23 protein-coding genes are annotated in these 24,822 nt (G+C 62.1%); 12 read left to right on the top strand and 11 right to left on the bottom strand.

Features of this window, described 5'->3' with window-relative positions:
- The first annotated feature begins 28 nt into the window (after nt 1-28).
- The 3 genes from dapD (at nt 29) to C9990_RS24920 (ending at nt 2,748) form a co-directional block, all read left to right on the top strand.
- Nucleotides 29-1,063, top strand: a complete 1,035-nt coding sequence (gene dapD / locus C9990_RS24910) for a 2,3,4,5-tetrahydropyridine-2,6-dicarboxylate N-succinyltransferase (protein WP_106804963.1) — start codon at nt 29-31, stop codon at nt 1,061-1,063.
- Nucleotides 1,064-1,132: 69 nt separating this feature from the next.
- Nucleotides 1,133-2,338 carry an aminotransferase class V-fold PLP-dependent enzyme gene (locus tag C9990_RS24915; protein ID WP_106804964.1) on the top strand — a complete coding sequence of 402 codons (1,206 nt, stop codon included), beginning with the start codon at nt 1,133-1,135 and terminating at the stop codon, nt 2,336-2,338.
- The gene (locus C9990_RS24920) at nt 2,335-2,748 is read left to right on the top strand and encodes a SufE family protein (protein ID WP_106804965.1); all 414 of its coding nucleotides are present in this window, start codon (nt 2,335-2,337) and stop codon (nt 2,746-2,748) included. Before C9990_RS24915 ends, C9990_RS24920 begins: the two co-directional genes overlap by 4 nt.
- A 247-nt stretch (nt 2,749-2,995) precedes the next feature.
- Here the strand turns inward: C9990_RS24920 and tcdA are convergent, their stop codons facing one another.
- Nucleotides 2,996-3,811 (bottom strand): tRNA cyclic N6-threonylcarbamoyladenosine(37) synthase TcdA, encoded by an 816-nt coding sequence (gene tcdA / locus C9990_RS24925; RefSeq protein ID WP_106804966.1) that lies wholly within the window; start codon nt 3,809-3,811, stop codon nt 2,996-2,998.
- 211 nt (nt 3,812-4,022) lie between these two features.
- On the opposite strand from tcdA, the gene C9990_RS24930 reads away from it, so the two are divergent.
- The 4 genes from C9990_RS24930 (at nt 4,023) to C9990_RS24945 (ending at nt 9,254) form a co-directional block, all read left to right on the top strand.
- Complete coding sequence (locus C9990_RS24930; RefSeq protein WP_106804967.1) at nt 4,023-6,614, top strand: glycosyltransferase; 2,592 nt, start codon at nt 4,023-4,025, stop codon at nt 6,612-6,614.
- A gap of 253 nt (nt 6,615-6,867) precedes the next feature.
- Nucleotides 6,868-8,019: a succinyl-diaminopimelate desuccinylase gene (gene dapE / locus C9990_RS24935; protein ID WP_106804968.1), complete on the top strand. Its 1,152-nt coding sequence runs from the start codon at nt 6,868-6,870 to the stop codon at nt 8,017-8,019.
- Nucleotides 8,019-8,828, top strand: coding sequence for a putative RNA methyltransferase (locus tag C9990_RS24940; protein WP_065903114.1), 810 nt, complete (start codon nt 8,019-8,021; stop codon nt 8,826-8,828). Before dapE ends, C9990_RS24940 begins: the two co-directional genes overlap by 1 nt.
- A 48-nt stretch (nt 8,829-8,876) precedes the next feature.
- The gene (locus C9990_RS24945; protein ID WP_106804969.1) at nt 8,877-9,254 is read left to right on the top strand and encodes a hypothetical protein; all 378 of its coding nucleotides are present in this window, start codon (nt 8,877-8,879) and stop codon (nt 9,252-9,254) included.
- A gap of 172 nt (nt 9,255-9,426) precedes the next feature.
- Here the strand turns inward: C9990_RS24945 and C9990_RS24955 are convergent, their stop codons facing one another.
- Nucleotides 9,427-9,636 (bottom strand): cold-shock protein, encoded by a 210-nt coding sequence (locus C9990_RS24955; RefSeq protein ID WP_003219353.1) that lies wholly within the window; start codon nt 9,634-9,636, stop codon nt 9,427-9,429.
- A gap of 181 nt (nt 9,637-9,817) precedes the next feature.
- Here C9990_RS24955 and plsB point away from each other — a divergent pair, with 181 nt between their 5' ends.
- Genes plsB through C9990_RS24970 form a run of 3 tightly spaced genes read left to right on the top strand, consistent with a single transcriptional unit; the run spans nt 9,818 to nt 13,505 of the window.
- Entirely contained in the window at nt 9,818-12,322 is a 2,505-nt protein-coding gene (plsB, locus tag C9990_RS24960) for a glycerol-3-phosphate 1-O-acyltransferase PlsB (protein WP_065903120.1), read from the top strand.
- A 51-nt stretch (nt 12,323-12,373) separates the two neighbouring features.
- Nucleotides 12,374-12,775, top strand: a complete 402-nt coding sequence (locus tag C9990_RS24965; RefSeq protein WP_106804971.1) for a YbaY family lipoprotein — start codon at nt 12,374-12,376, stop codon at nt 12,773-12,775.
- 40 nt (nt 12,776-12,815) lie between these two features.
- A complete protein-coding gene (locus C9990_RS24970) occupies nt 12,816-13,505 on the top strand; it encodes a DUF4197 domain-containing protein (RefSeq protein ID WP_065903339.1) in 690 nt (229 codons plus the stop codon).
- 79 nt (nt 13,506-13,584) lie between these two features.
- Here C9990_RS24970 and C9990_RS24975 read toward each other — a convergent pair whose 3' ends face one another.
- The 3 genes from C9990_RS24975 to C9990_RS24985 all read right to left on the bottom strand — a co-directional run bounded on the left by C9990_RS24975 (nt 13,585) and on the right by C9990_RS24985 (nt 18,900).
- Nucleotides 13,585-14,178 carry a LysE family translocator gene (locus C9990_RS24975; RefSeq protein ID WP_065903126.1) on the bottom strand — a complete coding sequence of 198 codons (594 nt, stop codon included), beginning with the start codon at nt 14,176-14,178 and terminating at the stop codon, nt 13,585-13,587.
- 549 nt (nt 14,179-14,727) lie between these two features.
- Entirely contained in the window at nt 14,728-17,793 is a 3,066-nt protein-coding gene (locus C9990_RS24980; RefSeq protein ID WP_065903128.1) for an efflux RND transporter permease subunit, read from the bottom strand.
- 6 nt (nt 17,794-17,799) lie between these two features.
- The gene (locus tag C9990_RS24985; RefSeq protein ID WP_065903129.1) at nt 17,800-18,900 is read right to left on the bottom strand and encodes an efflux RND transporter periplasmic adaptor subunit; all 1,101 of its coding nucleotides are present in this window, start codon (nt 18,898-18,900) and stop codon (nt 17,800-17,802) included.
- Between the two features lie 93 nt (nt 18,901-18,993).
- Here C9990_RS24985 and C9990_RS24990 point away from each other — a divergent pair, with 93 nt between their 5' ends.
- Nucleotides 18,994-19,629: a TetR/AcrR family transcriptional regulator gene (locus tag C9990_RS24990; RefSeq protein WP_106804972.1), complete on the top strand. Its 636-nt coding sequence runs from the start codon at nt 18,994-18,996 to the stop codon at nt 19,627-19,629.
- Nucleotides 19,630-19,699: 70 nt separating this feature from the next.
- Here the strand turns inward: C9990_RS24990 and C9990_RS24995 are convergent, their stop codons facing one another.
- Complete coding sequence (locus C9990_RS24995; RefSeq protein ID WP_065903133.1) at nt 19,700-20,482, bottom strand: class I SAM-dependent methyltransferase; 783 nt, start codon at nt 20,480-20,482, stop codon at nt 19,700-19,702.
- Between the two features lie 96 nt (nt 20,483-20,578).
- Here C9990_RS24995 and C9990_RS25000 point away from each other — a divergent pair, with 96 nt between their 5' ends.
- Entirely contained in the window at nt 20,579-21,199 is a 621-nt protein-coding gene (locus C9990_RS25000; RefSeq protein WP_106804973.1) for an energy transducer TonB, read from the top strand.
- Nucleotides 21,200-21,201: 2 nt separating this feature from the next.
- On the opposite strand, the gene C9990_RS25005 is transcribed toward C9990_RS25000, so the two are convergent.
- The 5 genes from C9990_RS25005 to tsaB all read right to left on the bottom strand — a co-directional run bounded on the left by C9990_RS25005 (nt 21,202) and on the right by tsaB (nt 24,768).
- Entirely contained in the window at nt 21,202-21,876 is a 675-nt protein-coding gene (locus C9990_RS25005; protein WP_371920709.1) for an extensin family protein, read from the bottom strand.
- 27 nt (nt 21,877-21,903) lie between these two features.
- Nucleotides 21,904-22,731, bottom strand: coding sequence for an isocitrate lyase/phosphoenolpyruvate mutase family protein (locus C9990_RS25010; protein ID WP_065903145.1), 828 nt, complete (start codon nt 22,729-22,731; stop codon nt 21,904-21,906).
- Nucleotides 22,732-22,758: 27 nt separating this feature from the next.
- On the bottom strand, nt 22,759-23,619 hold the full coding sequence (locus C9990_RS25015) for a DUF72 domain-containing protein (RefSeq protein WP_065903147.1): 861 nt from the start codon (nt 23,617-23,619) through the stop codon (nt 22,759-22,761).
- Nucleotides 23,619-23,921 (bottom strand): hypothetical protein, encoded by a 303-nt coding sequence (locus C9990_RS25020; protein WP_065903149.1) that lies wholly within the window; start codon nt 23,919-23,921, stop codon nt 23,619-23,621. Before C9990_RS25020 ends, C9990_RS25015 begins: the two co-directional genes overlap by 1 nt.
- Nucleotides 23,922-24,081: 160 nt before the next feature.
- Complete coding sequence (gene tsaB / locus C9990_RS25025) at nt 24,082-24,768, bottom strand: tRNA (adenosine(37)-N6)-threonylcarbamoyltransferase complex dimerization subunit type 1 TsaB (RefSeq protein ID WP_106804975.1); 687 nt, start codon at nt 24,766-24,768, stop codon at nt 24,082-24,084.
- Nucleotides 24,769-24,822: the final 54 nt, after the last annotated feature.

Here is a 24,822-nt window from a genome sequence, read left to right on the forward strand (position 1 = left end):
GCCCTTCCATTTTTGTAGAGGTAACAGCATGTCCAATTCCCTGTTCAGCCTGGGCTTCGGCGTCGGCACTCAGAACCGCCAAGGTGCTTGGCTGGAAGTGTTTTACGCACAACCCTTGCTCAACCCATCGGCTGAAATCGTTGCCGCCATCGCGCCAATCCTCGGCTACAGCGAAGGCAACCAGGCGATCACCTTCACCGTGACCCAAGCCCTGCAACTGGCTGACGCGCTGAAAAGCGTCGACGCTGCCCAGGCCGCGCTGCTGAGCCGCCTGGCAGAAAGCCACAACCCGCTGGTTGCCACCCTGCTGGCCGAAGACGCCGCACTGACCTCCACACCTGAGGCCTACCTCAAGCTGCACCTGCTCTCGCATCGCCTGGTCAAGCCGCATGGCCTGAGCCTGGCCGGTGTGTTCCCGCAGCTGCCAAACGTAGCGTGGACCAGCCAGGGCGCCATCGACATCAACGAACTGGCCGAACGCCAACTGGAAGCGCGCCTGCGTGGCGAACTGCTGGAAGTGTTCTCGGTGGACAAGTTCCCGAAAATGACCGACTACGTGGTACCGGCCGGCGTGCGTATCGCTGACGCCGCGCGTATCCGCCTGGGCGCCTACGTGGGCGAAGGCACCACGGTGATGCACGAAGGTTTCGTCAACTTCAACGCTGGCACCGAAGGCCCGGGCATGATCGAAGGCCGTGTTTCGGCGGGCGTGTTCGTCGGCAAGGGCTCGGACCTGGGCGGCGGTTGCTCCACCATGGGCACCCTGTCGGGCGGCGGCAACATTGTGATCAAGGTCGGCGAAGGCTGCCTGATCGGCGCCAACGCCGGTATCGGCATCCCGTTGGGTGACCGCAACACCGTGGAATCGGGCCTGTACGTCACCGCCGGGACCAAGGTCGCGCTGCTTGATGAGCAGAACCAACTGGTCAAGGTGGTCAAGGCTCGCGAGCTGGCCGGCCAGCCGGACCTGCTGTTCCGCCGCAACTCCGAGACCGGTGCCGTGGAGTGCAAAACCCACAAATCGGCCATCGAACTGAACGAAGCGCTGCACGCTCACAACTAAGCAGCCACTCGATGCCACTAGCGGGCCGCGCCTTCGGGTTGCGGCTCGCTTATACGAGTCTTGATCACCATGCTTGTGCCCTCCCCCTGGCGCGCCGATTTTCCGGCCATCGCCACCCTGCAACGGCAAGACCAGACCTACCTGGACAACGCCGCCACCACACAAAAGCCCCAAGCCCTGTTGGATGCCATCAGCCATTACTACGCCAATGGCGCAGCCAATGTGCACCGTGCCCAACATTTGCCGGGTGCCCATGCGACCCAGGCCTTCGAGGACAGTCGCAGCAAGGTTGCGCAGTGGTTGAACGCAGGTGACAGCGGGCAAATCGTGTTTACCCATGGCGCTACCTCAGCGCTGAACCTCTTGGCATATGGCCTCGAGCACTTATTCAATGCGGGCGATGAGCTGGTCATCAGCGCCCTGGAACATCACGCCAACCTGCTGCCCTGGCAGCAACTGGCCAAACGTCGCGCGCTCACGCTGGTGGTGTTGCCGCTGGGCGTTGACGGCGTAATCGACCTGCATGCCGCTGCCGAGTTGATCGGCCCACGTACACGCCTGCTGGCGGTGAGCCAGCTGTCCAACGTGCTCGGTACCTGGCAGCCGCTGGAGCCCTTGCTGGCCCTGGCCAAGGCCCATGGCGCGCTGACGGTGGTCGATGGCGCGCAAGGCATCGTCCACGGTCGCCACGATGTGCAGGCCCTGGGCTGCGACTTTTATGTATTTTCCAGCCACAAACTCTACGGCCCGGACGGCGTCGGTGTGCTGTTTGGCCGCAATGAAGCCCTGCATCACCTGCGCCACTGGCAGTTCGGCGGCGAGATGGTGCAGCAGGCCGATTATCACAGCGCCAGCTTTCGCCCCGCGCCGCTGGGCTTCGAGGCCGGAACGCCGCCGATTGCCAGTGTGATCGGCCTGGGTGCCAGCCTGGATTACCTGAGCTCACTGGACGAGCAGGCAGTGACCGCCCATGAAGCGGCACTGCATGACTACCTGCTGCGCGGGCTGCAGGCACGCAATGGCGTGCGTGTGCTGGGTGCGCCGCAGGTGGCGCTGGTGAGTTTCGTGGTCGAGGGCGTGCACAACGCCGACCTTGCGCACCTGCTGACCGAGCAAGGCATTGCCGTTCGCGCCGGCCATCATTGCGCGATGCCGCTGCTCAAGGCACTGCATTTGTCCGGGGCCATTCGCGTGTCCCTGGCGCTGTACAACGACTCCGATGACCTGGAACGCTTCTTTGAAGCGCTCGACCAGGCGTTGGACATGCTGCGATGAGCCTGCCGTTGGATGCGGTAGCCGCGCTGGAAGCGTTCCAGGCGGTCGGCAGTTGGGAGCAGCGCGCGCGGATGCTGATGCAATGGGGCGAGCGCCTGCCGCCATTGGCGGATGAGGACAAGGTCGACGCCAACCTGGTGCAGGGCTGTGAAAGCCTGGTGTGGTTGGTGGGACGTTTAGAGGATGGCCACTGGCAGTTTGCTGCCGGCAGCGATGCGCGGATGATTCGTGGGTTGGTGGCGTTGCTGCTGGCACGGGTCAATGGGTTGTCGGCCGCCGAATTGCAGGCCGTCGACTTGCCTGATTGGTTCGCACAGCTGGGCCTGTCACGGCAGCTGTCGCCGTCGCGCAGCAATGGCCTGAATGCCGTCTTGCAACGCATGCGCGAGTTAAGCAGTACACAAAACTAAACGTGGGCTGGCTTGCCTGCGAAAGCAGTGTGTCAGGCACCTGATGCATCAATTGACACACTGCCTTCGCGGGCAACCCAGCTCCCACAGGAATTGAGGTGTGGCTCAGGCAACCGGGCAGATGCAGATCAAATGTGGGAGCTGGCTTGCCGGCGATGCAGGCACCTCGGTCTATCAGTCAGACCGCGGTGAGGCTATCGCAGGCAAGCCAGCTCCTACCTTTTAAGCACGTACTGGGCAGTGAGATTCACTCAGGCTTGACCCGCTCCGACGGCCTGCGCACGCCGGCCACGATCTTGTCCACGGCCTTGGTCGCCGCCACCATGCCAAACGTGGCCGTGACCATCATCACCGCGCCAAACCCACCCGCGCAGTCCAGTTTCACCCCATCCCCGACAAAACTCTTCTGCAAGCAGATGCTGCCGTCCGGCTTGGGATAGCGCAGCTGCTCAGTGGAAAACACGCACGGCACGCTGTAATGGCGGGTCACGGTGCGGGAAAAGCCGTAATCGCGGCGCAAGGTGGAACGCACTTTCGAGGCCAGCGGGTCGTTGAAGGTACGGTTCAGGTCACAGACCTGGATCAACGTCGGGTCGATCTGCCCGCCCGCGCCGCCGGTGGTGATGATCTGGATCTTGCGGCGCTTGCACCAGGCGATCAGCGCGGCCTTGGCGTTGACGGCGTCGATGCAGTCGATCACGCAATCGATGGTCGGCGTGATGTATTCGGCCATGGTGTCGCGGGTCACGAAGTCGGCCACCGCGTGCACCGTGCAATCCGGATTGATGCCGCGCAGGCGCTCGGCCATCACTTCGACCTTGGGCTTGCCCACGGTGCTGTCCAGGGCGTGCAACTGGCGGTTGCTGTTGCTGACGCAGACATCGTCCAGGTCAAACAGCGAAATCTCGCCCACCCCGCAGCGGGCCATGGCTTCAGCCGCCCAGGAGCCCACGCCGCCAACGCCGACGATTGCCACATGGGCCGCTTTCAAGCGTTCCAGGCCTTCAATGCCATACAAGCGGGCGACGCCTGCAAACCGCGGATCTTCTGTACTCATGACCATTACCCCAAAAACCGGCGCGCATTATGGGCTACGCAGCGGCAAGTTTTAAGCTACAAGTTACAAGTAAAGAACTTAGGTGGTCTTTCGCTGACTAACGTCCGGCTTTTCTCTGTCTGCTATACGCTCAGGGAAGCGCCGGTGTAGGATGCGCGCCGTTCGGCGTAGGCCGACACCTCTTTTCGTTCCACACCCTTTGGAACCCGAAATAGCCATGTCATCGCGTAAATTTGGACTCAACCTGGTGGTGGTGCTGGCAATTGCCGCGCTGTTCACCGGCTTCTGGGCGCTGATCAACCGCCCGGTCACCACCCCTAACTGGCCCGAGCAGATCTCCGGTTTTTCCTACTCGCCGTTCCAGCAAGGCCAGTACCCGCAGAAAGACCAGTACCCGACCGACGACCAGATGCGCCAGGATCTGGCGATCATGAGCAAGCTGACGGACAACATCCGTACCTACTCGGTCGACGGTACGCTGGGGGATATCCCCAAGCTCGCCGAAGAGTTCGGCCTGCGCGTGACGCTGGGGATCTGGATCAGCCCGGACCTGGAGCGCAACGAGCGTGAAATCCAGCGCGCCATCGAGATCGCCAACAGCTCGCGCAGCGTTGTGCGGGTAGTCGTCGGTAACGAAGCGTTGTTCCGTGAAGAAATCACCCCCGAAGCGCTGATCGTGCTGCTGGACCGCGTGCGCGCCGCCGTGAAAGTGCCGGTGACCACCTCCGAGCAATGGCACATCTGGGAACATAACCCGCAACTGGCCAAGCACGTCGACTTGATCGCCGCGCACATCCTGCCGTACTGGGAACATATTCCGGTCGACCAGGCGGGCCAGTTCGTACTCGACCGTGCCAGGGACCTGAAGAAGACCTTCCCGAAAAAGCCGTTGCTGCTGTCGGAGGTTGGCTGGCCGAGCAACGGGCGCATGCGCGGTGGTGCTGACGCCTCGCCGGCGGACCAGGCAATTTACCTGCGCAAGCTGGTCAATACGCTGAACCGCCAGGGCTACAACTACTTCGTGATCGAGGCCTTCGACCAGCCGTGGAAAGCCAGCGATGAAGGTTCGGTAGGCGCCTACTGGGGCGTGTACAACGCCGCGCGCCAACAGAAATTCAACTTCGAAGGCCCGGTGGTCGCCATCCCGCAGTGGCGCGTGCTGGCCATCGGTTCGGTGGTGCTTGCGCTGCTGTCCCTGACCCTGCTGATGATCGACGGCTCGGCCTTGCGCCAGCGTGGCCGCACCTTCCTGACCTTTATCGCGTTCCTGTGCGGGTCGGTGCTGGTGTGGATCGGCTACGACTACAGCCAGCAATACAGCACTTGGTTCAGCCTGACGGTCGGATTCCTGTTGGCGCTCGGTGCGCTGGGCGTATTCATCGTGTTGCTGACCGAAGCCCACGAATTGGCCGAAGCGGTCTGGACTCACAAGCGCCGGCGTGAATTCCTGCCGGTTGAAGGGGATTCGGACTACCGCCCGAAAGTGTCGATCCACGTGCCGTGCTACAACGAGCCACCAGAGATGGTCAAACAGACCCTCGACGCCCTGGCCGCGCTCGATTACCCGGACTACGAAGTCCTGATCATCGACAACAACACCAAGGACCCGGCGGTGTGGGAGCCGGTGCGTGACTACTGCGCAACCCTGGGCCCGCGCTTCAAGTTCTTCCACGTCGCGCCCCTGGCCGGTTTCAAGGGCGGCGCGCTGAACTACCTGATCCCGCACACCGCTAAAGATGCCGAAGTGATCGCGGTGATCGACTCGGACTACTGCGTGTCGCAGAACTGGCTCAAGCACATGGTGCCGCACTTCGCCGACCCGAAAATCGCGGTCGTGCAATCGCCGCAGGACTACCGCGACCAGAACGAAAGCACCTTCAAGAAGCTCTGCTACGCCGAATACAAAGGCTTCTTCCATATCGGTATGGTCACCCGCAACGACCGTGACGCGATCATCCAGCACGGCACCATGACCATGACCCGCCGCTCGGTGCTCGAGGAACTCGGCTGGGCCGACTGGTGCATCTGTGAAGATGCCGAACTCGGTCTGCGCGTGTTCGAGAAAGGCCTGTCGGCGGCGTACTACCACGACAGCTACGGCAAGGGCCTGATGCCGGATACCTTTATCGACTTCAAGAAACAGCGTTTCCGCTGGGCCTACGGTGCGATTCAGATCATCAAGCGGCACACCGCCAGCCTGTTGCGCGGCAAGGACACCGAGCTGACCCGCGGCCAGCGCTATCACTTCCTCGCAGGCTGGCTGCCGTGGGTGGCGGATGGCATGAACATCTTCTTCACCGTCGGCGCGCTGTTGTGGTCGGCGGCGATGATCATCGTGCCAACCCGGGTCGACCCGCCGCTGCTGATTTTCGCGATCCCGCCGTTGGCGCTGTTCGTGTTCAAGGTCGGCAAGATCATCTTCCTCTACCGCCGTGCGGTGGGCGTGAACTTGAAAGATGCGTTCTGCGCGGCCCTCGCCGGGCTGGCGTTGTCCCATACCATCGCCAAAGCGGTGCTGTACGGCTTCTTCACCACCAGCATTCCGTTCTTTCGTACACCGAAAAACGCGGATAACCACGGCTTCTGGGTAGCGATTTCCGAAGCCCGCGAAGAAATGTTCATCATGCTGCTGTTGTGGGGCGCGGCGCTGGGGATCTACCTGGTGCAGGGCCTGCCGAGCAATGACATGCGCTTCTGGGTGGTCATGCTGCTGGTGCAGTCGCTGCCCTATGTAGCGGCGTTGATCATGGCGTTCCTCTCGTCGTTGCCCAAACCGGCACCGACGGTTGAGCCGGCAACGGCGGAGTAAAAACTCGCGCAATGCACTAAACGGCGGCCTCTGGCCGCCGTTTTGCTATAAGATAACGGCCGTTTTGTGAGACTTGGCCTGGCCCAATTCCCTGTGGGAGCTGGCTTGCCTGCGATGCAGACGCCGCGGTCTGCCAGGCACACCGCAGCGATGCTATCGCAGGCAAGCCAGCTCCCACATTGGAAGGGTGCCGATCCAGGCTCTGAATCCCACCTACGTCCTGCGCCCACGACACGCTTTCCGGAGTTTCCCCATGACGGCCCATGCCGACCTTTCGCCGACCCTTCAACTTGCCATCGACTTGATCCGTCGCCCCTCGGTGACGCCGATCGACGCCGACTGCCAGAAGCTGATGATGCAGCGCCTGGGCGACGCCGGTTTTGCATTGGAGCCGATGCGCATCGAGGACGTGGACAACTTTTGGGCCACCCATGGCAAGCATGATGGCCCGGTGCTGTGCTTCGCCGGCCACACCGACGTGGTGCCGACCGGCCCGGTACAGGCCTGGCAGAACGACCCGTTCGACGCGCTGATCGACGACAACGGCATGCTCTGCGGGCGTGGCGCGGCGGACATGAAAGGCAGCCTGGCCGCCATGCTGGTGGCCTCCGAGCGTTTTGTCGCTGACTACCCGGACCACAAGGGCTCGGTCGCCTTCCTGATCACCAGCGATGAAGAAGGCCCGGCGCACCACGGCACCAAGGCCGTGATCGAACGCCTGGCCGCGCGCAAGGAGCGCCTGGACTGGTGCATCGTCGGCGAACCGTCGAGCACCGCGCTGGTGGGCGACGTGGTCAAGAATGGCCGTCGTGGCTCTCTCGGTGCCACCCTCACCGTGCGTGGCGTGCAGGGCCACGTGGCCTATCCGCACCTGGCGAAGAACCCGATCCACCTGGCGGCCCCGGCGCTGGCGGAACTCGCCGCCGAGCATTGGGACGATGGCAACGCCTTCTTCCCGCCGACCAGCTTCCAGATTTCCAACCTCAATTCCGGCACCGGCGCGACCAACGTGATCCCTGGCGACCTGACGGCGGTGTTCAACTTCCGTTTCTCCACCGAATCCACGGTAGAAGGCCTGCAGCAACGCGTCGCGGCCATTCTCGACAAGCATGACCTGGACTGGCACGTGGAATGGGCGCTGTCGGGCCTGCCGTTCCTGACCGAACCGGGCGCGTTGCTGGATGCCGTATCGGCCAGCATCAAGGCGATCACCGGTCGTGAAACCAAGGCCTCCACCAGTGGCGGCACGTCCGATGGGCGCTTCATTGCGACCCTCGGCACCCAGGTGGTCGAGTTGGGCCCGGTGAACGCGACGATCCACCAGGTCAACGAACGCATCCTGGCCAGCGATCTCGATGTGCTGACCGAAATCTACTACCAGACCCTGATCAAGTTGCTCGCCTGATGCTTGCCTGCCCCATTTGCAGCGCACCGCTCAACGCGGTGGACAACGGCGTGGCGTGCCCGGCCGGGCACCGTTTCGACCGTGCCCGCCAGGGTTACCTGAACCTGTTGCCGGTGCAGCACAAGAACAGCCGCGACCCGGGCGATAACCTCGCGATGGTCGAGGCGCGCCGCGACTTCCTCAACGCCGGGCACTACGCCCCGGTGGCCAAGCGCCTGGCCGAACTGGCTCGCGAACGTGCACCGCAGCGCTGGGTGGACATCGGCTGCGGCGAGGGTTACTACACCGCGCAAATCGCCGATGCCCTGCCCCATGCCGACGGCTATGCCCTGGATATCTCCAAGGAAGCGGTCAAGCGCGCCTGCAAGCGCAACCCGGCACTGACCTGGTTGATTGCCAGCATGGCCCGCGTGCCCTTGGCCGATGCCAGTTGCCAGTTTATCGCCAGCGTATTCAGCCCTCTGGACTGGCAGGAGGCCAAACGCCTGCTCAGCCCAGGCGGCGGCTTGATGAAGGTCGGCCCTACCGCCGGCCACCTGATGGAGTTGCGCGAGCGTTTGTACGACGAAGTACGCGAGTACACCGACGACAAGCACCTGGCCCTGGTGCCGGAAGGCATGAGCCTGGCGCACACTGAAACGCTGTCGTTCACCCTGAGCCTGGCCGAGCCCAAGGACCGCGCCAACCTGCTGGCCATGACGCCCCACGGCTGGCGTGCGAGTGCCGAGCGCCGAGCCGAGGTGATCGAGGCGGTCGAGCCGCTGCAGGTCACGGTGTCGATGCGCTACGATTATTTCGTGCTTCAATAACCGACTTTTCCGCGAATGGATTTTCGAATCCCGCAACGAGGAACATCCATGCGCCAACCTGATATCGAGATTTACCTGAAGGACGCTGACGTCGACCACAAGGCCATCGCCGCCTGGCTGGGCGCCGCCCTGGGCCCTTGCACCGACTGGGTCCAGAAGGGCCAGACCTACAAGTGCACGGCCGGCAGCGTGCCGGTTACCTGGCTGCCGAAAGCCGTGGGCAAGTGGAACAGCCTGTACCTGGAAAGTGACCAGACCCCGTGGGAAGACGACATCGCCTGCGCCCGCGCCGCGTTTGCCGCGCTGAACGTCGAAGTGCGTTGCGCACCGGGTACATGGGTAGAAGAAGAAGGTGAGGAAAGTGCCGACACCTGGATTCGCATCAGCGCGGACGGTGAAGAGCAGATCACCTGGAAAACCGCATAAAGTCAGGCTAACAAGGCCTCAATGTGCAAACCCAATCAAATGTGGGAGCTGGCTTGCCTGCGATGGGCCCACCTCGGTCATTCAGCCAAACCGCGACGATGCTATCGCGGGCAAGCCCGGCTCCCACATTCGACCGGGTTCCCACATTTAAAGGTGTGTTGTGCCTATCGGGTTACAGCCCCACCACATCCTCCGCCTGCAACCCCTTCTCGCCGGTCACCACGGCGTACTCCACCTGCTGGCCCTCGGCCAACGAACGGTGGCCTTCACCGCGAATGGCGCGGTAGTGCACAAACACGTCCTTGCCGTCTTCACGCTGGATAAAGCCGTAGCCTTTTGCATCGTTGAACCACTTCACATTACCGGTTTCGCGCGTTGCCATCTGTTTTGCTCCCACATGCTTTTTTATTGTTGAGTCGCTCACTGGAACTGCCGAGTATATGACAGGCTCAAAAACGATCAACTCAAGTTTACATCGCTGCTTTTTTGCCGATTTTCGGCGAATACGGCACACTACTCGCCCGAGCGCCTGCTCGGTTTTTTCCACTTGAAGCAGCTCGCCTATGACCCGCTCCCCGTTCCGCCGTCTGGTGTTTGGCACCTTGCGCCGACTGTTGTACCTCTGGGTTCGCTCGGAGACGATCAACCAGTCGTCCCTTACCCTTAACCTGGACCGCAGCCGGCCGGTGTTCTACGTCCTGCAATCGCCCTCCCTCAGCGAACTGGCCGTGGTCGATGCCGAGTGCACCAAGGCCGGCCTGCCGCGCCCGGTGCTGCCGGTGTCAGTGGGGCCGCTGATGGAGCCCGCCGCATTCTTCTACCTCACGCCGGAACCAGACTGGCTCGGCCGCCAGGACAAGCGCGGTGCGCCGCCGACCCTGACCCGCCTGGTCAACACCCTGACCGAGCACGCCGAAGAGAATGCACAAATCATTCCGGTCAGCGTGTTCTGGGGGCAGTCCCCCGAGAGCGAGTCCAGCCCATGGAAGCTGCTGTTCGCCGACAGCTGGGCGGTCACCGGGCGTCTACGCCGGCTGTTGAGCATCCTGATCCTCGGTCGCAAGACCCGTGTGCAATTCTCTGCGCCTATCAACCTGCGTGAATTGATCGAGCACAATAAAGGGCACGAACGCACCGTGCGCATGGCCCAGCGCATCCTGCGTGTGCACTTTCGTAACCTGAAGACTGCGGTGATCGGCCCCGACCTGTCCCACCGCCGCAACCTGGTGAAGGGCCTGGTGAACATGCCGCTGGTACGCCAGGCCATTGCCGACGAGGCCGAGCGCGAAAAGATCAGCCCGGAAAAAGCCAAGGCCCAGGCCCTGCGCTACGGCAACGAGATCGCCTCGGACTACACCTACACCGCGATCCGCTTCCTCGAAGTGGTGCTGAGCTGGTTCTGGAACAAGATCTACGACGGCATCAAGGTCAATAACATCGAAGGTGTGCAAAAGGTTGCCCAGGGCTACGAGGTGATCTACGTGCCCTGCCACCGCAGCCATATCGACTACCTGCTGCTCTCGTACCTGCTGTTCAAGAACGGCCTGACGCCGCCGCATATCGCCGCCGGGATCAACCTCAACATGCCGGTGATCGGCAGCCTGTTGCGCCGTGGCGGTGCGTTTTTCATGCGCCGCACCTTCAAGGGCAACCCGCTGTACACCTCGGTGTTCAACGAATACCTGCACACCCTGTTCACCAAAGGCTTCCCGGTGGAGTACTTCGTCGAGGGCGGGCGCTCGCGCACCGGGCGCATGCTGCAGCCGAAGACCGGGATGCTGGCGATCACCCTGCGCAGCTTCCTGCGCTCTTCGCGCATGCCCATCGTGTTCGTGCCGGTGTACATCGGCTACGAGCGCGTGCTCGAAGGCCGCACCTACCTCGGCGAGCTGCGGGGCGCGAGCAAGAAGAAAGAGTCGATCTTCGATATTTTCAAAGTGGTCGGCGCACTCAAGCAGCGCTTCGGCCAGGTGGCGGTCAACTTTGGCGAGCCGATCAAGCTGGCGGAATTTCTCGACGCCGAACAACCGGATTGGCGCGCCCAGGAACTGGGACCGACCTACAAGCCGGCCTGGCTCAACGAAACCACCAACCGCCTCGGCGAGCAGGTGGCCCGCCATCTTAACGAAGCGGCAGCCGTGAACCCGGTGAACCTGGTAGCCCTGGCGCTGCTGTCCACCACGCGCCTGGCCCTGGATGAACAGGCCATGGCCCGCCAGCTCGACCTGTACCTGGCGCTGCTGCGCCGCGTGCCGTATTCGCCGCACACCACCCTGCCCGAAGGCGATGGCCTGGCGCTGATCAAGCACGTCAAGGACATGGACCTGCTGTCGGAACAGAGCGACGCCCTCGGCAAGATTCTGTACCTGGACGAGCAGAACGCCGTCCTGATGACCTACTACCGCAACAACGTGCTGCACATCTTCGCCCTGCCGGCGCTGCTGGCGAGCTTCTTCCAGAGCAGTTCGCGGATGAGCCGCGAGCAGATCCTGCGCTACACCCACGCACTCTACCCGTACCTGCAATCGGAACTGTTTATCCGCTGGTCGCTGGAAGAACTGGACAGTGTGATCGACCAATGGCTGGAGGCGTTTGTCGAACAGGGCCTGCTGCGTTTCGAGAACAACGTGTACCTGCGCCCGGCGCCAAGTTCGCGGCACTTCGTGCTGCTGACACTGCTGTCCAAGAGCATCGCCCAGACCCTGCAACGCTTCTACATGGCGATTTCGCTGTTGCTCAACAGCGGCCAGAACAGCATCAGCGCCGAAGAGCTGGAAGACCTCTGCACGATCATGGCCCAGCGCCTGTCGATCCTGCATGGCCTCAACGCCCCGGAATTCTTCGACAAGAGCCTTTTCCGACATTTCATCCAGACCTTGCTGGAGCAAGATGTGCTGCGCCGCGACGAGGCCGGCAAGTTGAGCTACCACGACCTGCTCGGTGAACTCGCCGAAGGCGCCGCCAAACGCGTGTTGCCGGCGGACATTCGCCTGTCGATCCGCCAGGTGGCCTTGCATCGTGTGGACGGTGCGGCTGAGGCGCCTGTCGAAACCGAAGAAAGCCGCTAGATTGAATAAGGCGTCGGTTAGATGCCGGCGCCGTTGAAAAGGAGCTGTACCATGAAAAAGATCATCCTCCTGGGCCTCACCGCCCTGCTCGGAGCCTGCCAATCCATGAGCCCGACCCCCAAGGCCAACCTCGATGGCGAAGTGTTCTACCTGCAGCGCATTGCCCTGCCGCCCGCCGCCACCTTGAGCGTCAGCCTGCAGGACGTGTCCCTGGCGGACGCGCCCGCGGTGGTCCTGGCCGAGCAGAAAGGCCCGGTCAAAGGCCAGGTGCCGCTGCCGTTTCACCTCAGCTACGACCCGGCCCAGGTCAAGCCGGGCCACAGTTATGCGGTGAGTGCTCGCATCGAACTGGATGGCAAGCTACTGTTTATCACCACCGAACGGCACGCTGTGCAGCTCAACGGCCAGGATCCACAGCCGCTGCGCCTGCGGGTTGATGCGGTCGCTCAGTGAATTCATCGAACACTTGATTTACGCACATAAGGAAGCGCCCATGCTCCGTAATTCCCTTCGCCTCACTGCCCTGTGCGCCGGCCTGCTGTTCGGCGCCAACGCCATGGCCTTGAACCTTGGCAGCCTGTCCCAGGGCGACGCCACCGGCGGTCTCAAGGACGCACTGACCCAGGGCGCACAGATCGCCGTGAAACAACTGGGCGTGCCCGGCGGTTTCAGCAACAACCCTGAAGTGAAGATCGGTCTGCCAGGCAAGCTCGGCAAAGTCGCCGACAAGTTGAAAATGTTCGGCATGGGCGACCAGGTCACCCAGCTGGAAACCAGCATGAACAAGGCCGCCGAAACCGCCGTGACCCAGGCCCAGCCGATCCTGGTCAATGCCGTGAAAAACATGAGCGTGACCGACGCCAAGGGCATTCTCACCGGCGGCCAGGACTCGGCCACTCAGTACCTGAACAAAAGCAGCCGCGAAGAAATCCGCGCCAAGTTCCTGCCGATCGTCAAGGCCGCCACCGACAAGGTCGGCGTGGCCCAGCAGTACAACGCCCTGGCCGGCAAGGCCGCAGCCTTTGGCGCTGTGGATGCCAAGAGCGCCAACGTCGAAAACTACGTGACCGAGCAGGCACTGGACGGTTTGTTCAAGATGATTGCGCAGCAGGAAGAGACGATTCGCAAGAACCCGGCCGCTGCGGCGACCAGCCTGGCGAAGAAGGTGTTTGGCGCGTTGTAATTCCAGATCGCCCGTTGGGTGCCCCCCTCACAACGCCAGGGTCGTTCATCACGATGCCTGGCGTTTTTATGTCACCGGCTCAATAAAAGAGCGAGTCAGCCAGTCGCCCTATCATGAGCGTGGCAAAACAGCAGATGGCCACAGAGGTCGCACGATTGATCTTCAAGGGCGTCAGCCAGGTCTTGCGGATACCCTCGAATTGACCGCCGAGCATGATCCAGGCCGACCCCACGGGTATCACTACCAGCGCCAGCGTAGTCATGAAGAGCGCGTAGTCCGCCAGCGCGGTAAAGGTGTGCGCTGGAGCGATGAAGGAAACGATCAACAGGCCCTTGGGATTCATCACTGTCAGCCAGAAGAAATAAAGCCCGGAGAATCGATCCTTGCCTGGGGTGATGGTTTCGCCCTTGCGTTGCCATAGCTGGTAGGAAACGTACAGCAAGTAACAGGCCGCGGCCATTTGCGTAGCCTTCAATGCCCAAGGCGAATACGCGGCCAGATAAACCAGTGCAACGCCCCACAGGGAGACTTGCAGCACGTAGGCCAAGCACTCGACGAAGGCCAGTTTCCACGACGTCCGAAAACCAAGCAGCATGCCCGCGCGCAGCAGCAGGGTGTTTGTCGGCCCGGGCACAGCCAGAAGCAGCACCAGCGCCGAAACGGTACCCAGCATGAAATTATCCTAAGTCGGTCATGATCGATGGTCTTTGCGCCGATGGCTGTTACGGCTGCCAACCTGGCGAACAAAGTGTTGGGGGCGTTGTATCACAGAGGCGGTTATTTATCGTGAAAAAAGCAAACGCCCCGTGGTGTTCGGGGCTCTTGCAATTGCAGAGTGCGAAAAGACGCACGCAGACAATCAAAGCATTCAGCGGCTGATGAGGGTGTTTGTGTTGTGGTTGTTATTCTGGATCGAGATACCGCTCATGGATTGCGCAGGCCAGTTAACCGATTTTTTTTCCATATTCGATACCCTTTCCTCCAGATCCCGCTTACTTCGATGTGAGTCACAACCGTGGCTCATTGGCGGTAGCTGGCCACCCAACATTTGACCCACCATCATATACAAATTGCCAATCATCTGATTTCCGCCTCTATGAATGTCATGGAAACTTTATCTTCGCGATCAAACCGACCGAATAAAGTACCTGCCTGACAGGTAACCTTGTGTGGCACGCGTGAGAAAAAGGTTCCGAATCAGCGCGCCAAGTCAGTCTCAGGCCTACACGACATCCTTCCTCACCCGGAACCACGCCGCATACAGCGCCGGCAAGAACAGCAACGTCAACGCCGTCGCCACAATCAGCCCGCCCATGATCGCCACGGCCATCGGCCCGAAGAACACACTGCGTGACAGCGGGATCATCGCCAGTACCGCCGCCAGGGCCGTGAGCACAATCGGGCGGAAACGTCGCACGGTGGCTTCGATGATCGCCTGCCACGGCGCCAGCCCGGCCTTGATGTCCTGTTCGATCTGGTCCACCAGGATCACCGAGTTACGCATGATCATCCCCGATAACGCGATGGTGCCCAGCATGGCCACGAACCCGAAGGGCTGGCGGAATACCAGCAGGAACAGCGTCACACCGATCAATCCCAGAGGCGCTGTAAGAAACACCATCGCCGTGCGTGAGAAACTGCGCAGCTGCAGCATCAGCAAGGTCAGCACCACCACGATGAACAGCGGCACGCCAGCCTTCACCGAGTTCTGCCCGCGAGTAGAGTCTTCAACGGTACCGCCGACTTCCAGCAAGTAGCCATCCGGCAGTTCGGCGCGCACCTCTTCAAGGGTCGGCAGGATCTGCTGGACCAGCGTCGCCGGCTGTTCCTTGCCGTAGATATCAGCGCGCACGGTCACCGTCGGCAGACGGTTGCGGTGCCAGATTATGCCCTCCTCAAAGCCGTACTCAAGGGTCGCAATCTGCGACAGCGCCACGCTTTTGCCGTTGTCGGTCGGCACGGCCAGGCTCGGCAGCAGCGACAACTCGGTGCGCTCATGCACGGTGCCGCGCAGGAGGATTTCGATCAACTCGTTGTCTTCGCGGAACTGGCTGACGCTGGAACCGGTGAGTGAACTCTGGAGGAATTTCGACAGGTTGGCGGTGCTCACCCCGAGGGCGCGGGCGCGGTCCTGGTCGATATTGAGGTAGACGATTTTGCTCGGTTCTTCCCAGTCCAGGTGCACATTGACCACGTGGGTATTTTCGCGCACCTTGGCCGCCACTTTGCGTGCGAGGGCGCGGACTTCTTCGATATGTTCACCGGTCACGCGAAACTGCACCGGGTAGCCCACAGGCGGGCCGTTTTCCAGGCGCGTGACACGTGAGCGCAGCTCGGGGAATTGTTCGTTGAGGGTTTCGATCAGCCAGGTGCGCAGGCTTTCGCGCTCCTCGATGGTCTTGGCCAGCACCACGAACTGCGCAAAGCTGGCCGCCGGCAGCTGCTGGTCCAACGGCAGATAGAAACGCGGCGAGCCGGTACCGACGTAGGCCACATAGTTATCGATGCCGGCATGTTCCTTGAGCAGGGCTTCCAGGCGCTTGACCTGATCGGCGGTGTTGCTCAGGGAGGTGCCTTCGGCCAGTTTCAAGTCGACCATCAGCTCCAGACGGCCCGAGGCCGGGAAGAACTGCTGCGGGACAAAACGGAACAGTGCCACCGAGCCGATAAACAGCAGCAGCGTCAGGACGATCACGGTTTTGCGCCGGCGCACGCACCACTCCACCAAACGTCTTACGCGCTGATAGAACGGCGTGCCGTAGGGATCAGGACCATCGGCGCCGTGTTTGGCTGCGTGAATTTTCGCCAGGTCCGGCAGGAGCTTTTCCCCCAGATACGGCACGAACACCACCGCAGCGACCCACGAGGCCAGCAACGCAATAGTCACCACCTGGAAGATCGAACGGGTGTATTCACCGGTACTCGACTGTGCGGTGGCGATGGGCAAAAAGCCCGCCGCCGTGATCAACGTGCCGGTGAGCATCGGGAACGCCGTGCTGGTCCAGGCGAAACTCGCGGCTTTAAGACGGTCGTAGCCCTGCTCCATCTTGATCGCCATCATCTCCACGGCGATGATCGCATCGTCCACCAGCAAACCCAGGGCCAATACCAGCGCACCGAGGGAGATCTTGTGCAGGCCGATGCCAAGGTAGTACATGCTGGCAAAGGTCATCGCCAGCACCAACGGAATCGCCAGCGCCACGACCATGCCGGTGCGAATGCCGAGGGAGAAGAAACTCACCAGCAAAACAATCGCCAGGGCCTCAGCCAGGACCTGGACGAATTCGCCGACACTGGTTTTCACCGCTGCCGGTTGGTCCGACACCTTGCGCAGTTGCATGCCGGCAGGAAGGTTCTTCTGCAAGCGTGCGAATTCGCCTTCCAGGGCCTTGCCCAACACCAGGATGTCGCCACCATCGCGCATGGCCACGGCCAGGCCAATGGCGTCTTCGCCCATGTAGCGCATGCGCGGTGCCGGTGGGTCGTTGAAGCCGCGGTGAATGTCGGCCACATCGCCGATGCGGAAGGTGCGATCACCCACCCGAATCGGGAAAGCGCGGATCTCGTCCACCGTCTTGAAGTTGCCCGACACCCGCAGTTGCACACGCTCGCTCGGTGTTTCAAAGAACCCGGCGGTGGACACCGCGTTCTGTTCCTGCAGCGCCTGCTGCACCGCCGCCAATGGCAGGCCGAGGGTGGCGAGCTTGAGGTTGGATAACTCGATCCAGATCTTTTCGTCCTGCAGGCCCAGCAGCTCGACCTTGCCCACATCCGGCACGCGCTGCAGCTGAATCTGGATACGGTCGGCGTAGTCCTTGAGCACGGCGTAGTCAAAACCATCGCCGGTCAGCGCGTAGATGTTGCCAAAGGTGGTGCCGAATTCATCATTGAAAAACGGTCCCTGGATATCCGGCGGCAGGGTCTGGCGAATATCGCTGATCTTCTTGCGTACCTGGTACCACAGCTCGGGAATCTGCGCCGAGTGCATGGAGTCGCGGGCCATGAAGGTGACCTGGGATTCGCCGGGACGCGAGAACGAGACAATGCGCTCGTAGTCGCCGGTCTCCATGAGTTTCTTCTCGATACGCTCGGTCACCTGGCGTGAAACTTCCTGGGCAGTGGCACCGGGCCAGTTGGTCTTGATCACCATGGCCTTGAAGGTAAACGGTGGGTCTTCGCTTTGTCCCAGCTTGGTGTAGGACAAGGTGCCGACCACCGCCAGCAAGATCATCAGGAACAGTACGATCTGGCGATTACGCAGCGCCCATTCGGAAAGATTGAAACCCATCGGGGACTACTCCTTGGCCGCCAGATTCACCACACGGTTGGAGCGATCCACCGGGCGCACTTGCTGGCCCTCGTGGAGCACATGCACACCGGCGGCTATCACCCAATCAGAAGGGCTCAAGCCTTCCAGCACCGGGACGGTCTTTTCACCGAAGGCGCCGATGCGCACGGGGGTGCGCTTGAGGGTATTGTCCGGCTGTACACGCCAGACGTAGGACTCACCGTTCTCCGCACTGAGGGCAGACAGCGGTACCGACAACGGAATTACGCCGTCGGCCTGTATGAAGACGCGGGCACTCTGACCCAACTCGGCCGGGACTTTGCCACCGGTAAAGGCGACGCGGGCAGCAAAGGTGCGCGACTTGGGATCGGCAGCCGGTGACAGCTCACGAATGCGCCCGGCGAAACGCTGGTCCGGCTGGCTCCACAGTTCGACCGACACCGGCTGGCCAATCTTGAAGCGGCCGAACCCTTGCTCCGGCAAGCTGATCAGCACTTCGCGCTCGCCATCGGTGGCCAGGGTGAACACCGTCTGCCCGGCGGACACCACCTGGCCGACTTCTACCGCACGCTTGGCGACCACACCATCCTGGGGCGCACGCAGCACGGCGTACCCGGCCTGGTTGCTGGACACGTCGAATTCGGCCTTGATTTGCTTGAGGCGCGCTTCACCGGATCGGTAAAGGTTTTCGGAATTATCGTACTGGGAGCGGCTGACCATCTGCCGGTCCATCAGGGTCTTGTAGCGATCCCGCTCGGCGCGCACCAGGCTCAGGTTGGCCTCGGCAGCGGCCACCTGGGCGCGGGTGGCCTCCAGTTGCAGGCGCACGTCCTGTGGGTCGAGTTCCGCCAGCGGCTGGTTGGCCTTGACGCGCTCGCCCTCCTCCACCAGTCGTTTGCTGACTTTGCCGCCGATGCGAAAGGCCAGGTCCGGCTCGTAGCGGGCACGCACTTCACCCGGGTAGCTGTCGGTCGCCTGCGCCGATGGCTGCGGCTGCACCACCATGGCTGGGCGGAGGGTGGTCTGGGCCGCTTCTTCATGGCCGCAGGCGGCCAACAGGAAGACCAGGCTGACAGGCAACGCAAGGGGCAGGAAAGTACTGCGCATGCTGAAGGACCTTTCGCAAATGGAGCTAGGAATAATTATACTGGCCGGTATGTTATTAATACCAAACTCACCAGTCCAGTATTAAAGGTGAAAATGTCCGACAATCGTGTAAACACCAATAGCCCCGGGCGTCCCAAGGACATGGCAAAACGCCAGGCTATCCTCTCGGCAGCGAAGACCCTGTTCTTGAGCAATGGCTACGCCAGCACCAGCATGGATGCCGTGGCGCTTGAAGCCGGCGTGTCGAAGCTGACCGTCTACAGCCACTTCACCGACAAGGAAACCTTGTTCACCGCTGCCGTGGTGGCCACGTGCGAAGAACAATTGCCGGTGATGTATTTCGAACTGCCTGAAGGGCTGCCGGTGGAGACGGTGTTGCTGAATATCGCGCGGGGGTTCCATCGGCTGATCAACAGCGAGGAATCGGTGAACCTGCATCGCCTGATGATGACCACCGGCAATCAGGACGTGAAACTCTCACAGATCTTCTTCGAGGCCGGGCCCATGCGCATGCTGCAAGGCATGGAGCGACTGCTGAGCAGGATCGACCAGAGCGGCGCCCTGGCCATCGACAAACCCTTCAGGGCAGCCGAACACTTCTTCTGCCTGCTCAAGGGCACGGCGAATTTCTGCCTGTTGTATGGCTGCGGCGGACACTTGAGCGAAGCAGACGCTGAAGCGCATGTGCAGGAGGTGGTGGGGTTGTTTATGCGCGCTTACCGGGCCTGAAGCGCTGTGCTGTCTTGACCGGCCCTATCGCTGGCCTGCCAGCGATAGGGCCCTCCAGATCAATGAAGGCTTAAGGCTTGAGCGCCTTCTTGGGGTAGATGTCATACCGGCTGGACTTGCCATCCAGCGCATGGCTCGGCTTGGGCCCGTCGATGCACGGCGCCTTGCGTGGACGCTTGACCACCACGCGGTGGCTGGCCAAGGCCAGGGCGGCAGCGAGCAACGCCGGGGCGTCCGGATCATCGCCGACCAGTGGACGGAACAAGCGCATTTCCTTCTTCACCAGGGCGGTTTTCTCACGATGGGGAAACATCGGGTCGAGGTAGATCACCTGGGGCGGCTCGCCTTGCCAGTTGAGCATCACGTCGATGGAATTACCCTTGAGCAAGGTCATGCGCGCCACGATTGGCGCCACGTCAAAATCCTGCGCAGCGCGCGCCAGGCCGTCTTCGAGCAAGGCGCCGATCAACGGCTGGCGCTCGATCAGGCTCATCTCGCAGCCGAGGCTGGCCAGCACGAACGCGTCCTTGCCCAGCCCGGCCGTGGCATCCAGCACGCGCGGACGCACGCCCTGGGCGATGCCCACCGCCTTGGCAATCATCTGGCCGCTGCCGCCGCCGTATAACCGGCGGTGAGCAGCACCGCCTTCCACGAAGTCCACGCGCACTGGCCCCGGTGCGTCAGGGCCTAGCTGTTGCAGCTGCAGGCCCTGCTCGCCAACCTGCAGGGAAAAGTCCGCCTCGTCCAGCTGCAACGGCAAGCCAAGCAGCGCAGCCCACTGCGCGGCGCGGTCCTTGAAACCTTCGGCCAAGGCCTCGACCTGGATGCGGCTGGCCGCGGGTTGTTCGCTCATCAATCACTACGCTCAAAAATATTAAGGATCGGCAAAAGTCGGCCGATAAAAACAACAGTCAGGTATTTTGCCAGAGCTGAGCGTCGACCGAGAAAAATGTCAGACATTCTTCCCCTAACCATCGGTGTACTGCCGACCCATAACCACTACGGCCTGCGCAATACTCAAGCGCTGGCCGGGGTGAGTCATGTGTGGCAGGACTTCTTCGCCCGCGCGCTGGCCGAGCAGCTCGGTGAGACGCCGGACGCGCTCGCCGCCAAGGCGCCTGAGCCGCTGGACCCGGCGGTCGAGCCCAGCGAAGGTGCCGACCTGTTGTCGCAGATTCTGACCCAGCGTGAATGCGAGGTGAAAGACACCGAAATCGCCCCGCCTGAGCCGCTGTTCCTGCCGATTGCCGAATTTGAAACCGAGTTGCTGCCACCGCCGGCAACCCCGTTCCCACCGGAGGAAATCGTCGCCCAGCAACGCCAGCAGAATTTCGAGAGCGGCTGGGTCCGCCCGATCGTGCTGACCGCCGGCCAGCCACTGCCCGAACCGGGCCCGGCGCCTGAGCCACGGCCACTGCACTTGCCGATTGCCGAGTTCGAACTGGACCTGTTGCCGCCGGCCGCCACGCCGTACCCCGAAGAGGAGTTGGTGGCGCAGCAAAAAGCCCTGGATTTCGATTACTACTGGGCTCGCCCACTGATCACCCACAACCTGCGCTTGGCCGCGTAAACCTAGCGACACACCCACCAGCGCCCCATGTCCAGATGGAAATGGTTGCGGTGCGCGGCGTTGTAGTCCGGGCTCAACACCACATTGAAATCGTTGCAGGCGCCCTCGCGCACCTGGCGCAAAAAGCGCGCAGCGTCGCCCTCTCCCGGCCAATCCTTGAGCACACTGATGCTGCGCCCGTCTGCCAGGCGAAAGCCGGCGATATCCACGGCATTCGCCGACGCATGCTGGCTGAGTCGCCCTTCGGCACGGTTATACATGTTGCGGCAAGCGAAGCTGCCCAAGTGATCGACCCGCGTCACCGCCTGGCCAAACACCGCCTGGGCCGCCGGTTGCAGGCTGTGGCGCTCGAACAGTGCAAACGCCACGGCCAACGGGCAACTGGCGAGAAAGCTGCTGCTCAGGCCCACGTCGGCACCTTGCACGCGCAGCACATTGCGCAGTGGGCACGCCGCATCGGCCGGTGTATCCGCTTGATGGCTGACGCGCAGGCCGGACGTTTTCAGTACCTGGTCGCACAGCGCGGGATCATCCTGCAACCGCCCGAGCTTGAACCGCGTCAGCAGGTTCGGGGCGGCACGCACATCCAACGGCGCCCAGGGGTTCCACTCCGCCGGTAAAGGCACCCAGCCGCGCCAGACACCCAGCACCGCTGCGCCGGCCAATAACAGCAGCATCCCCACCACGGTAAAAAAACGCACGGGTCAGTCCTTGAAGAATTGCGTCGCCTGGCTGTAGGGCATCGAGCGTTCAGTGAAGGTAAACGTGCCCGACGAATAGACTTCCTGCGCGGCCCGGTAGAACTCGCCATACGCCGCCAACGCCATGGCCGAGCCCACGCTGATGCGCTTGACGCCCATTTCGCTCAATTGCGCCACGCTCAGTTTCAACCCACCGGACATCAGCACATTCACAGGCTTGGGCGCGACGGCCTTGACCACCGCCAGCACGTCCTCGGCACTGCGCAGGCCGGGCGCATACAGCACATCGGCACCGGCTTCGGCGTAGGCCTGCAGCCGGCGGATGGTGTCAGGCAAATCCAGGCGACCATGCAGGAGGTTTTCCGCACGGGCGGTAAGCATGAACGGGAATGGCAGGCTGCGTGCAGCGGCGACTGCAGCTTCCACACGCTCTACGGACAGATCAAAGGGATAGATCGGGTCGACGGCAATGCCGGTGGCATCTTCGATGGAGCCACCGACGATCCCGCTGGCAGCCGCACGCAGAATGGTCTGGGCGCAGCCGTCGGGCGTGTCGCTGAAGCCGTTTTCCAGGTCGGCCGCCACCGGCAGCGTGGTCGCCCGGGCGATCACACCGGCATTGGCGAGTGTGTCTTCCAGCGACAGTGCCCCTTCGGCATCCGGCCGCCCCAGGCTGAAGGCATACCCTGCGCTGGTAGTGGCCAGGGCTTCAAAGCCGAGGCTGGCGAGCATGATCGCCGAGCCAGCATCCCACGGGTTGGGCATCACAAACGCGCGGTCGCGCTCATGCAAGGCCTTGAAAGTTTCGGCGCGAAGGGTTTGGGCATCCATGACTGACTCCTGGCGGAAAAAGGAGCCCTAGAGTAACCCCAGTTGCTCCGCTGCGGGTTCTCGATGCAAGGTCGGCAACGCCGGCAGGCCGGGCAAACGCGCCATCAGCTTGGCGTGAAAGCGCAGGGCCAATTGCGCGGCCAGGCGGTTGTCCGAGGTGTGCAGGAACACGTAGGGGGTGCGGCCTTCTTCAATCCAGCCGGCGATTTTTTCCACCCACGGGATCAGGAATGGGTCATTGGCCTCAAGCTCCGGATGACCAATAAAACGCACCTGGGGAAACTGGGTCAGTGCCGCAGGCCGTGTTGGCACCTTGGGCTTTTTCGATTGGGCATGCAGCACGGCGGCTGAGGTGGAGGTGCAACTGAATAATGCACGCGGGTCGAGACAGATGCGTTCGACCCCGCGGTCGCGCAGCAGACGGTTGAGCATGCGCTCGGCATCGCCCTTGGCGAAGAACTCCGGGTGCCGCACTTCGACCGCCAGCGGCCGCTCCAGCGCATCGATAAAACCCGCCAGCTCGCCCAGCCGTTGCGGCGAAAAGCTGGCCGAGAGTTGCAGCCACAGCGGCGAGACGCGCTCACCCAGCGGACTCATCAGCCCGACGAAGCTTTCCGCCGCCGGCAACTGCTCACGCAGGTCGCCGCCGTGGCTGATGTCACCGGGAAATTTAGCAGTGAAGCGAAAATCCTCCGGCATGATTTCAGCCCAGCGCTGCACAGTGGCGGCCGAGGGGCGGGCATAAAAGGTGGTATTGCCTTCAACGGCGTTGAAGACCTGGGAATATAGCGCGAGGTAGTCGCTGGAACGGGCATCGACGGGGTACAGGTACTCGCGCCAGGCGTTTTCGCTCCAGGACGGGCAACCGATGAAATAAGGCAGGCGCATCAGATGTGGATGTCGAGGCCCAGCACTTCCATATCCCATTCGACAAAACCGGCGGTGGTCAGGTAGCTGGCCAGGGCGGTGGCGACGCTTTTGCTCATGGAGCGAGGGAAGACCATGTCTTGCTGACGGGCCGGAAGGCCGCTGGTGCGGGCACCTGCAGGGCCTTGCTGGCTGGATGATGCTTCAGACTGGACTTCGATGAAGTCCGGCGAATCCTCGACGGACTCGTCTACCGTGACGTTCGCCTTACGTGGCTTGCGCTTGATGGGGTAGGACTGTGAGGAAAAGCCGTCTATACGCATCGATGCGAACTCGGTATCGGTGATGGCATTTTAGTGGCGCAATCCGTAGCGCGCAAATGCTCTGGTGATAACTAGAACACATAATTTGTAAAAGGTTTAAAAACGCCGGCAAATTCTGACGATTGGCGACTTTAGTCCCAAATTGCCAGCATTTTTGACGTCAAATTATCCCGCGCTCAGCCTTGGTTTGCGCGACCTTATCGCGCAGGTACACCGGGGCCGCCTGGTCGGCAGGAATCGCCTCGCCCCGCTCGAATGCAAAGCGTGCCAGCGTCAGCAGGTCTTCGGCATGGGGCAACAGTGTGGCGTCCTGGCCCACCAGCGGCACCGCGATACGCTCGCCATACCCCCAGCCGGTGCCAGCGCCGAACCAGTCGCCACTGGCGTCACTTGGCAATGCCGCTGACTCCGGCGGCTGCACGTCCTCCACGCCGACCAGGCGCATTTCGCCAGCGGTTTCGCGGTAGCAGCCCCAATAGACTTCATCCATGCGCGCATCAATCGCCGCCGCCACCTGCCGTGCGCCGTGCTCGCGCAAGGCACGCTGCGCCAGCACCGCCAGGTTGGAGACCGGCAACACCGGGCGCTCGAGCGCAAACGCCAGGCCCTGGACCACACCGATGGCGATCCGCACGCCTGTAAACGCACCCGGACCACGGCCGAAGGCGATGGCATCCACGGCAGCCAGGGTCGTGCCGGCGTCTTCGAGCAGTTGCTTGATCATCGGCAACAGCTTCTGCGCGTGCAGGCGTGGGATCACCTCGTAGTGGCTCGTTACTTTGCCATCGTGCAGCAAGGCAACGGAGCAAGCTTCAGTCGCGGTGTCCAGGGCCAGCAGGGTGCTCATCGGTGTAGGTGTCCAAGTCGAAAAAAAGTGCGCCAGTATAAACAACAACGGCCC

It is taken from the genome of Pseudomonas sp. S5D5, from assembly GCF_003013355.1.
GTDB classification, from domain to species: Bacteria; Pseudomonadota; Gammaproteobacteria; order Pseudomonadales; family Pseudomonadaceae; genus Aquipseudomonas; species Aquipseudomonas aylmerensis.

Bases quoted from the DNA above. Each gene is read 5' to 3' on its own strand.
- C9990_RS24930 (WP_106804967.1), top strand. From the start codon at position 4,023: ATGTCATCGCGTAAATTTGGACTCAACCTGGTGGTGGTGCTGGCAATT.
- C9990_RS24985 (WP_065903129.1), bottom strand. From the start codon at position 18,900: ATGCGCAGTACTTTCCTGCCCCTTGCGTTGCCTGTCAGCCTGGTCTTC.
- plsB (WP_065903120.1), top strand. From the start codon at position 9,818: ATGACCCGCTCCCCGTTCCGCCGTCTGGTGTTTGGCACCTTGCGCCGA.
- C9990_RS25000 (WP_106804973.1), top strand. From the start codon at position 20,579: ATGTCAGACATTCTTCCCCTAACCATCGGTGTACTGCCGACCCATAAC.
- C9990_RS24920 (WP_106804965.1), top strand. From the start codon at position 2,335: ATGAGCCTGCCGTTGGATGCGGTAGCCGCGCTGGAAGCGTTCCAGGCG.
- C9990_RS24955 (WP_003219353.1), bottom strand. From the start codon at position 9,636: ATGGCAACGCGCGAAACCGGTAATGTGAAGTGGTTCAACGATGCAAAA.
- dapD (WP_106804963.1), top strand. From the start codon at position 29: ATGTCCAATTCCCTGTTCAGCCTGGGCTTCGGCGTCGGCACTCAGAAC.
- C9990_RS24995 (WP_065903133.1), bottom strand. From the start codon at position 20,482: ATGAGCGAACAACCCGCGGCCAGCCGCATCCAGGTCGAGGCCTTGGCC.
- C9990_RS25010 (WP_065903145.1), bottom strand. From the start codon at position 22,731: ATGGATGCCCAAACCCTTCGCGCCGAAACTTTCAAGGCCTTGCATGAG.
- tsaB (WP_106804975.1), bottom strand. From the start codon at position 24,768: ATGAGCACCCTGCTGGCCCTGGACACCGCGACTGAAGCTTGCTCCGTT.
- C9990_RS24975 (WP_065903126.1), bottom strand. From the start codon at position 14,178: ATGCTGGGTACCGTTTCGGCGCTGGTGCTGCTTCTGGCTGTGCCCGGG.
- C9990_RS24965 (WP_106804971.1), top strand. From the start codon at position 12,374: ATGAAAAAGATCATCCTCCTGGGCCTCACCGCCCTGCTCGGAGCCTGC.
- C9990_RS24970 (WP_065903339.1), top strand. From the start codon at position 12,816: ATGCTCCGTAATTCCCTTCGCCTCACTGCCCTGTGCGCCGGCCTGCTG.
- C9990_RS24990 (WP_106804972.1), top strand. From the start codon at position 18,994: ATGTCCGACAATCGTGTAAACACCAATAGCCCCGGGCGTCCCAAGGAC.
- C9990_RS25020 (WP_065903149.1), bottom strand. From the start codon at position 23,921: ATGCGTATAGACGGCTTTTCCTCACAGTCCTACCCCATCAAGCGCAAG.
- C9990_RS24980 (WP_065903128.1), bottom strand. From the start codon at position 17,793: ATGGGTTTCAATCTTTCCGAATGGGCGCTGCGTAATCGCCAGATCGTA.
- C9990_RS25015 (WP_065903147.1), bottom strand. From the start codon at position 23,619: ATGCGCCTGCCTTATTTCATCGGTTGCCCGTCCTGGAGCGAAAACGCC.
- C9990_RS24915 (WP_106804964.1), top strand. From the start codon at position 1,133: ATGCTTGTGCCCTCCCCCTGGCGCGCCGATTTTCCGGCCATCGCCACC.
- dapE (WP_106804968.1), top strand. From the start codon at position 6,868: ATGACGGCCCATGCCGACCTTTCGCCGACCCTTCAACTTGCCATCGAC.
- C9990_RS25005 (WP_371920709.1), bottom strand. From the start codon at position 21,876: ATGCTGCTGTTATTGGCCGGCGCAGCGGTGCTGGGTGTCTGGCGCGGC.
- tcdA (WP_106804966.1), bottom strand. From the start codon at position 3,811: ATGGTCATGAGTACAGAAGATCCGCGGTTTGCAGGCGTCGCCCGCTTG.
- C9990_RS24940 (WP_065903114.1), top strand. From the start codon at position 8,019: ATGCTTGCCTGCCCCATTTGCAGCGCACCGCTCAACGCGGTGGACAAC.
- C9990_RS24945 (WP_106804969.1), top strand. From the start codon at position 8,877: ATGCGCCAACCTGATATCGAGATTTACCTGAAGGACGCTGACGTCGAC.